General features: G+C 78.8%; 8 protein-coding genes. 7 read left to right on the top strand and 1 reads right to left on the bottom strand.

Annotated features, from left to right (window positions below; translation table 11 throughout):
* Window positions 1-889 precede the first annotated feature (889 nt).
* A complete protein-coding gene (locus WAA21_RS14710) occupies window positions 890-1,747 on the top strand; it encodes a hypothetical protein (protein WP_336923577.1) in 858 nt (285 codons plus the stop codon).
* 88 nt (window positions 1,748-1,835) lie between these two features.
* On the opposite strand, the gene WAA21_RS14705 is transcribed toward WAA21_RS14710, so the two are convergent.
* Window positions 1,836-2,903, bottom strand: coding sequence for a DUF1015 family protein (locus WAA21_RS14705; protein ID WP_336923576.1), 1,068 nt, complete (start codon window positions 2,901-2,903; stop codon window positions 1,836-1,838).
* 84 nt (window positions 2,904-2,987) lie between these two features.
* On the opposite strand from WAA21_RS14705, the gene WAA21_RS14700 reads away from it, so the two are divergent.
* The 6 genes from WAA21_RS14700 to recN all read left to right on the top strand — a co-directional run bounded on the left by WAA21_RS14700 (window position 2,988) and on the right by recN (window position 8,259).
* On the top strand, window positions 2,988-3,443 hold the full coding sequence (locus WAA21_RS14700; RefSeq protein WP_336923575.1) for a tetratricopeptide repeat protein: 456 nt from the start codon (window positions 2,988-2,990) through the stop codon (window positions 3,441-3,443).
* The gene (locus tag WAA21_RS14695) at window positions 3,440-4,402 is read left to right on the top strand and encodes an HAD-IIA family hydrolase (RefSeq protein WP_336923574.1); all 963 of its coding nucleotides are present in this window, start codon (window positions 3,440-3,442) and stop codon (window positions 4,400-4,402) included. The genes WAA21_RS14700 and WAA21_RS14695 overlap by 4 nt, the downstream gene beginning before the upstream one ends.
* A gap of 62 nt (window positions 4,403-4,464) precedes the next feature.
* Window positions 4,465-4,641, top strand: coding sequence for a hypothetical protein (locus WAA21_RS14690; RefSeq protein ID WP_336923573.1), 177 nt, complete (start codon window positions 4,465-4,467; stop codon window positions 4,639-4,641).
* Window positions 4,638-5,561 (top strand): TlyA family RNA methyltransferase, encoded by a 924-nt coding sequence (locus tag WAA21_RS14685; RefSeq protein WP_336923572.1) that lies wholly within the window; start codon window positions 4,638-4,640, stop codon window positions 5,559-5,561. The genes WAA21_RS14690 and WAA21_RS14685 overlap by 4 nt, the downstream gene beginning before the upstream one ends.
* The gene (locus tag WAA21_RS14680; RefSeq protein ID WP_336923571.1) at window positions 5,558-6,538 is read left to right on the top strand and encodes an NAD kinase; all 981 of its coding nucleotides are present in this window, start codon (window positions 5,558-5,560) and stop codon (window positions 6,536-6,538) included. The genes WAA21_RS14685 and WAA21_RS14680 overlap by 4 nt, the downstream gene beginning before the upstream one ends.
* Window positions 6,535-8,259, top strand: a complete 1,725-nt coding sequence (recN, locus tag WAA21_RS14675) for a DNA repair protein RecN (protein ID WP_336923570.1) — start codon at window positions 6,535-6,537, stop codon at window positions 8,257-8,259. Before WAA21_RS14680 ends, recN begins: the two co-directional genes overlap by 4 nt.
* The last annotated feature ends 164 nt before the right edge of the window (window positions 8,260-8,423 follow it).

Genomic DNA, 8,423 nt, shown 5'->3' with positions numbered 1-8,423 from the left:
GTAGGACACCGCCGGACACCCTTTGAGGACAGGCCGCCCCCACCCGGGGGCGGCCTGTCCTGCTTCCCGTCACACTTCGGGTGCGGGAACCCCGGCACCTTCAGGCACCAGGAGCGACATGGACGAGCAGCCTCGCGGCGCCGACGACGAGCGCGACCCCCGTCGACCCGGGCAGCGGCCCGACCGACCGCGCAGCGCCCCGTCGCGCGGGGACGGCGCAGTCGCTCGCCGGGGAGGGGCCGGTCCGCGTCGCGACAGCGGTCCGCGTCGCGACGGTGGCGGCCCGCGCCGCGAGGGCGCCGGTCCCCGCCGTGACGGTGGACCGCGCCGTGAGGTCGGTGGACCGCGCCGCGGTGACGGTCCGCGTCGTGACGCCGACGGTCCGCGTCGTGACGGTGGCCCTCGTCGTGACGCCGACGGTCCGCGTCGTGACGCCGACGGTCCGCGTCGTGACGCCGACGGTCCGCGTCGTGACGGTGGCCCCCGTCGTGACGACGACCGATCCCGTCAGGGCTCGGGGTCGCAGTGGGGCGGCCCCCGTCGCGACGACCGGGGATCCCGACCCGAGGGGTCCTGGCCGCGGCGCGAGGGCTCCGGGCCGCGGCGGGACGACCGGGGACCGCGTGGCCGTGGACCGTCAGGTGCCGGTGAGGCGTCGCGAGGGTCCTGGGGTTCGGAGCGTCCTGCCGACCGGCGCGGTGCCCCGAGCGGTCCGCGACGTAGCGGTGACACGGCCGGGCGCCGCCCGGGCGGTGGCCCACGTCCTTCGTGGGACGGCGGAGCGCGCCGCGACGGCCGCGGACCCGGGCGAGGGCCCGCCGGCCGAGGGGGCGAGGCCACCGAGCCTCGTCGTGAGCGGCCCGGCCCGGCGGTGCCCGAGGCACCTCCCGTGCCGGACTGGGCCCGGTCGGACGCCCTCGACCGCCACGTCCTGCGGGAGTTCGAGTCGCTCGGCGAGCGCCGCAGCGAGGAGCTGGGCCGGCGACTGGTCGCGGCGTACGTGCTCGCCGACGAGGGCGACACGCGCGGGGCGCTCGCCCACGCGGCGGTGGTGCGTGTCCTCGGGTCCCGGCTCGCGGCGGCGCGCGAGGCGGTCGGCGTCATCGCCTACCGCTGCGGCGACTACGAGGAGGCGCTCCGCGACCTCAAGGCCGCCCGCCGCATCAGCGGTCGCTGGGACACCCTGCCGGTGATGGCGGACTGCGAGCGCGGTCTCGGCCGTCCCGAGCGCGCGCTGGAGCTCGCCGCCTCCCGGGAGGCCTCGCAGCTGGACCGTGACGGTCGCGTCGAGATGCTGCTCGTGGCGGCGGGCGCGCGGCAGGACCTCGGCCAGGCCGACGCGGCCGTGCTCACCCTCCAGGTGCCGGAGCTCGAGTCCCGCTCCGAGGCCGCCTGGCACCAGCGGCTCGTCGCCGGGTACGCCGAGGCGCTCGAGCAGGCCGGACGGTCGGAGGAGGCGGCGCTCTGGCGTTCGCGCGCGGAGCGGCACCCCGCCGCACCGCGGGTCGGGGACGACGCCGGCGGCGACGACGTCGGCGACATCGTCGATCTCGACCCCGACGCCGCGGACGACGCCGACGACGCGTCCTCGACCCGCGGCAGCGCCACGGGCGCGGACGACGCCCACGACGCCGAGGGCGCGGACGGCGGCACCGACCGCGACCACGTGGCCGGCACGGGCGCCGCGGAGGCGCCGGCCACGCAGGACCGCCCCGACGAGCCGACCGGCGAGGCGCCGACAGCCTGAACAGGCGTCCGGTCGGCGTCCTGGTCGGCCGCCGGGAAGCGCCGGGGGCCCGGGCCTCCGGACGGCGGCCGGCCCGGCCGCCGGGCACTCAGCCGGCGGCGTGCGCGGCGTCCCACGCGGGAAGCGGCCGGACCAGCACACCGCTCGGCACCTTGGGCTCGAACGCCGTCGCCTTGTACGGCAGGAGCACGCCGCGCCCGGCCATGGCGAGCACGTCGTCCAGGCGGGGGGCCGGCAGCAGCACCGCCACGGCCCCCCGGGACGCCGCGCCCGACGCCGCGACGACCGACGGCTCCCGGCGGATCCGCGTGCCCTCCTCCTCGACGAGCACGGCGTCGACGAGCGTGGTGACGTCGGCGACGGGGTGACCGGGCCACGACACCGCCCAGCGCCGCTGCTCGTGCTGCACGACGACCCGCTGCCCGGCTCCCGCGTCGTCGCCCGCGGCCCCGCCGTCGTCGGTCACCGCCACCACCCGCGCCCCGGCCGCCCGGCACCGGGCGAGCACGTCCGCGGACGCGTCCGGCGGGAGCCGCTCGCGGCCGTCGCCGTCCAGCAGGACGCGGTGGATCGCGTCGAGGGAGAAGGGCGTCTCGTCCGCGTCCACCACCAGGCCGGTCACCGACGAGCTCCGACCCTCGGCAGCGAGCGCGACGGACGCCGCCAGCCGGTGGTGCCCGTCCGCCACGAGCAGACGTGCCCCCGACAGGGCGTCGAGGACCGCAGGGACCGCGTCGTCGTCGACCTGCTCCACCTCGACCCGGGCACCGGAGGGGTCGTGGTGCACCACGGCGGGCCGCGTCCGGCCCGTCACCAGGCGACCGACCGCACCGCCGCCGCGGTGGGTGAGCAGCAGCGGGTCGCGGTCCACGTGCGCGCTGCGGAGCGCGCGCAGACGGCGGCGCACGGCCCGCTCGTCGGTCCGCTCGTGCGGCAGGAGACCGGACCGCTGCGGTGGGTCCGTGACGGCGAAGACCGCCGCCACGCCGGTGACGACGCCCGCGGGCGTGCTCACGCGCAGCACGAAGACGGTGCCGGGCGACACGACGTCGCGGCCGACGGGCCGCCAGCCGAGGTCGGCGAGCCCTCGCGCGGCGCGGTCGTGGCCCGACCGCAGCAACCGGAGCGGCGACACCCCCGCCGTTCCGGTGATCACGTCCGGCATCGTACGGTCCTCGGCGGAGGACCCGGACGACCCGGCGCGGCCACGGCGGCGTCGACGAGGCAGGAGGAGGCGGACGTGGACGTGCCGCACGACGACCCGGCGGACGGGCGCCGCCCGGCCGGCGGCGCCTACGAGTGGCTGAGCCGTGGCCGCGCCCTCCTCGCGGCGGGCGACGCGCAGGCGGCCGCGACGGTCCTCCGGCACGCGCACGACGACGAGCCGGAGTCGCCGGACGTCCTGGAGACGCTCGCGCGGGCGGAGTTCGAGAGCGGCCGCTTCGAGGAGGCGCGCCGGCTGTTCGCCGCGCTCGTCGAGCGGGAGCCGGGCTCGGACTACGCGCGCTTCGGCCTCGGTGCGAGCCTCGTCCGTCTCGCGCGCGCCCGCGAGGCCGAACCCCACCTCGCCCTCGCGGCCGTCATGCGACCGGACCGCACCGAGTACGTGACGCTGCTGGAGCGGGCCCGCGCGTCCCTCGGCCGCGGCCGCACCGCGGGGGACCCGGACGGCCCCACGCCGGAGGGTCCCGCGTGAGCGCGCTGGAGGGGACGGTCCTCGCGCGCTACGACGGGCTCCTGCTCGACCTGGACGGCGTCGTGTACGAGGACGAGCGGCCCGTGGCCGGCGCCGTCGCGGCCATCGAGGCGGTGCGGGCGGCCGGGGTGCCGGTGCGGTTCGTCACGAACAACGCCTCGCGCACGCCGGAGCAGGTCGCCGAGCGGCTGCGCCGGATCGGCGTGCCCGCGGTGGCCACCGAGGTGCTCGGCTCGGCGCAGGCGGCCGCCCGCCTGCTCGCCGGCCGCCCCGACGTCCCCGCCGGTGGGACGGTCGGCGTGGTCGGTGGTGACGGCCTGCTCGTCGCGCTGCGCGGTGCCGGGTTCGACCCGGTGCCGGTGACCGCGCTCGAGCGGGCGCCCGACGCCGTCGTCCAGGGCTTCTCGCCCACGCTCACGTGGGCGGACCTCGCCGCCGGCACCCGCTGGGTGCGCGAGGGCGTGCCGTGGGTCGCCTCCAACCTCGACACGACGTACCCGTCCGCGACGGGCATCGCGCCGGGCAACGGGCTCATGGTGCACGCGGTCGCCGTCGCGGCCGGACGGCGGCCGGACGCCGTGGCCGGGAAGCCGCAGCCGCACCTGTTCCGCAGCGCGGCCGAGGACGCCGCGTCCTCGCGACCGCTCGTCGTGGGGGACCGGCTCGACACCGACGTCGCCGGCGCCGTCGCGGCCGGACAGGCGGGCGCGCTGGTCCTCACCGGCGTGCACGGTCTGGAGGACGCCGTCCGGGCGGCCGACGCGCAGCGTCCCGGCCTCGTCCTCGTCGACCTCGGCGAGCTCGTCGACCCCGCCGCCACCGAGCGGGTCGACGCCCGCAGCGCCGTGCTGGTGGAGGCCGGCGACGCCGCTACGGCGGACGACGCCGACCCGGGCACGGACGCCGCCGAGGCACGGGTCCGGGACGCGCTGCAGCGGCTCGAGGAGCTCGTGCGCTGAGCCGTCCACAGGCCAGCGGGTCGACGGCTGGCCCCGGCGCCGCTGCCGGGTACCGTCGGAGGGTGCAGCCCTCCCACGGCGAGCCCGCGCCCGCCGGCTCGACCGCCCAGGCGGACCTCGACGAGCTGACGGCCGCCGTCGCGCGCCTGGAGGGCACGGCCGACGCCCTCGACGCCCGCCTCGACGGGCGCCCGGGCGCCCGCGCCTTCATCCCGGGCGCGGGGGCCGCGCGGGCGTGAGACGTCGTCTCGACGCCGAGCTCGTCCGGCGCGGTCTGGCCCGCAGCCGGGAGCACGCGGCGCAGCTGGTGGGGGCCGGGCGCGTGACCGTCGGCGGGCAGACGGCCGCGAAGCCGGCGACGCAGGTCGACGCCGCCGCCCCCGTCGTGGTCGTCGACGCCGAGCCCGCCGACTCCTGGGTGGGCCGCGGCGCGGGCAAGCTCGACGGTGCCCTCGACGCGCTCGCCGCGCAGGGCCTCGCGCCCGAGGTGCGTGGGCGGGTGTGCCTGGACGCCGGCGCGAGCACCGGTGGCTTCACCCAGGTCCTGCTCAGCCGGGGCGCCGCCTGCGTCCACGCCGTCGACGTCGGCTACGGGCAGCTTGCCTGGCCGCTGCGGACCGACGAGCGGGTGCGGGTGCACGAGCGGACGAACGTGCGCGACCTCACGACCGGCTCCCTCGACCCGGTGCCGGACCTGGTGGTGGCGGACCTGTCGTTCATCTCGCTCCGCCTCGTGCTGCCGGCCCTGCTGGCGGCCTCGGCCCCGGCCACCGACCTGCTGCTCATGGTCAAGCCGCAGTTCGAGGTCGGTCGCGACCGGGTGGGCTCCGGCGGGGTCGTGCGCGACCCGTCCTTGCGCGAGGACGCCGTCGTCCAGGTGCTCGAGCACGCCGCCGGGCTGGGCGTCGAGGCCCTCACGGTCACGGCGAGCCCGCTGCCGGGCCCGTCGGGCAACGTGGAGTACTTCGTCCTGCTCCGCCGCGGTCCAGGCTCGGTCGGGGGGCACGGGGAGCACAAGGAGCACCCGGAGGACACGGAGGACGAGGACACGGCGGAGGGCACCTCGGACCTGACCGCGGGGCAGCGGCTGCGGGCGATGGCGCGCGCCGCGGTCGCCGCGGGACCCGCCGGCGCGTCCGCGCCCGGGGCCGAGCGGTGAGCCGCCCGGGCGCCGCACCCGAGCGCGTCCTCGTCATCGCCCACACCGGGCGCGAGCGGACGCTCCAGGCCGTCGTCGCGGTGGTCTCCGCGCTCGCCAGGGCCGGCGTCGACGTCGTCGTCGGGGAGGAGCAGGCGCCGATGCTCGACGCGGCGATGCGCTCCGCCGACGTCGCCGGCGGCTTCCGGGCCGTGCCGACCGACGCCGACGGGGCGCCCGAGGCGCACGTCCTCGACAGCGTCGACCTGGTCCTCGTGCTGGGCGGGGACGGCACCATCCTCCGCGCCGCGGAGATCGTGCGCGGCAGCCGCGCGGCGCTGCTCGGGGTCAACCTCGGTCACGTCGGCTTCCTCGCCGAGAGCGAGCTGGAGGGGCTCACCGACACCGTCGCGCGCCTGCTCGCCGGCGACTACGACGTCGAGGAGCGGATGACGATCGACGTCCGCGTCCTCGACAACGGCGACTGCGACGAGAACGGGACCGGCCGCCTGGTGGCCGCCACGTGGGCGCTCAACGAGGTCGCGGTGGAGAAGGCGAGCCGCCAGCGGATGCTCGAGATCGTCCTGGAGGTGGACGGCCGGCCGCTCACGCGGTTCGGCTGCGACGGGATCGTGACCGCGACCCCCACCGGGTCGACGGCCTACGCGTTCTCCGCCGGCGGCCCGGTCGTGTGGCCGGAGGTGGAGGCGATGCTCGTCGTACCGCTCAGCGCGCACGCGCTCTTCGCCCGCCCGCTCGTGGTGGGCACGAGCAGCGTCGTCGCCGTGGAGACCGTGCCCGCGCTCGGCGGGCCCGGGGTGCTGTGGGCCGACGGGCGACGCTCGGTCGACCTGCCGGAGCTGGCGCGCGTGGAGGTGCGGCGCGGCGAGGCGCCGGTGCGCCTGGCCCGGCTGTCGGCGACCGGCTTCACCGAGCGGCTCGTGCAGCGCTTCCGGCTGCCCGTGACGGGGTGGCGCGGACCGAGGGGCGGGCTGTGATCGAGGAGCTGCGCATCCGCGACCTCGGCGTCATCGCCGACGCGACGCTCCCGCTCGCGCCGGGGCTCACGGTCCTGACGGGCGAGACCGGCGCCGGCAAGACGATGGTCGTCACCGCGCTGGGGCTGCTCCTCGGCGCGCGCTCGGAGCCCGCCCTCGTCCGCTCCGGGGCCCGAGCGGCGGAGGTCGAGGGCCTCCTGCGGGTGGAGGGGGCGGGAGGCGCGAGCGGGCGTGCGGCCGCCGTCGCGCTCGAGGCCGGGGCGGAGCCGGAGGACGGCGCGCTCCTGCTCGTCCGCTCCGTACCGGCCGACGGCAGGGCGCGGGCCTGGGTGGGCGGGCGCGGCGTGCCGGTCTCGGTCCTCGGCGCCGTCACCGGGGAGCAGGTCACGGTGCACGGCCAGTCCGACCAGCTGCGGCTGCGGTCCGCCGCGCACCAGCGCTCGCTCCTGGACGGCTACGCCGGGCCCAACCACGGCCGGCTGCTCGGGGCCTACCGCGAGTCGCACGCGGCCCTGCGCGCCGCCGAGCAGCAGCTCGCGCAGGTCGTCGCCGACGCGCGCGAGCGCGCGCAGGAGGCCGAGACGCTCCGGCTCCGCCTCGCCGAGCACGACCGCGTCGCACCCGAGGCCGGCGAGGAGGACGCGCTGCGCGAGGAGTGGGCGCGGCTCGCCCACGCCGAGGAGCTCCGCGCCGCCGCGACCACCGCCGTGCAGGCCGTCGCCGGGGACGACGACGGCAGCACCCCCGGCGCGCAGGGGCTGCTCGCGGAGGCGCGCGCCGCCCTCGACGCGGTCCGCCACCACGACCCGGGGGCCGCGGGGCTCGCCGAGCGGGTCGCGGAGCTCACGTACCTCGCGAGCGACCTCGGCACCGACCTCGCCGACTACGCCAGCGGCGTCGACGCCGAACCGGGCCGTCTCGCCGAGGTGGAGGTCCGCCGCAACGACCTCGCGCCGCTGCTGCGGGCGCACGGCGACCTCGCCACCGCCGTCGCGTGGGCCCGTGAGGCACGCCGGCGGCTCGACGACCTCGACGACGAGGGGCTGCCGCAGCGGCTGCGCGAGCAGGTCGACGCGCTGCGCGACGCGCGCGACGCCCGCGCCGCCGAGCTGCACGCGTCGCGCCGGGCGGCCGCGGAGCGGCTCGCGGCCGCCGTCACCGAGGAGCTCGCGCTGCTCGCACTGGCGCGGGCGAGGCTCGTGGTGGAGGTCGCCCCTGCCGAGCCGGGTCCCGACGGCGCCGACGAGGTCGCGTTCCTGCTCGCCGGCCACTCCGGCGCCGAGCCGCGCCCGCTGGCACGGGCCGCCTCCGGCGGCGAGCTGTCCCGCGTCATGCTCGCGCTCGAGGTCGTCACCGCGGCCGGTGACGGCCCGGGGACCTTCGTCTTCGACGAGGTCGACGCGGGTGTGGGCGGCGAGGCGGCGGTCGAGATCGGCCGGCGGCTCGCGGCCCTCGCGGCCGGGGGCCGGCAGGTCGTCGTCGTCACCCACCTGCCGCAGGTGGCCGCCTTCGCCGACACGCACCTCGTCGTGCGAAAGGACGACGACGGCCGGGCCGCGACGGTGTCGCGCGTGCAGGTCGTCGCCGACGACGAGCGCGTGCGCGAGGTGGCGCGGATGCTCGCGGGGATGTCGTCCTCCAGCACGGCGCTCGCGCACGCCGCGGAGCTGCTCGGCACGGCGGCGGAGCTGCGGGCCTCACCGCGCGCCTGGACCGCCTGAGACCGCCACGGGCGCGCCGTCCCGGTGGGAGCCGCGGGTCCGGTGCGGGTCCGGGCGCCTGGCAGGGGTCCGGTGCGGGTCCGGTGCGGGCGCGGCTCGGTGTCCGGCTCGAGGTCCGACCTCGCGGCCGAGGACCTCACCCGCCCCGGGCGCGGCAGCCCGGA

The organism is Aquipuribacter sp. SD81, assembly GCF_037153975.1.
Lineage (GTDB): Bacteria > Actinomycetota > Actinomycetes > Actinomycetales > JBBAYJ01 > Aquipuribacter.
Note: the sequence above shows the minus strand (reverse complement) of the source record. Positions and strands in the feature narration are given on the sequence as shown.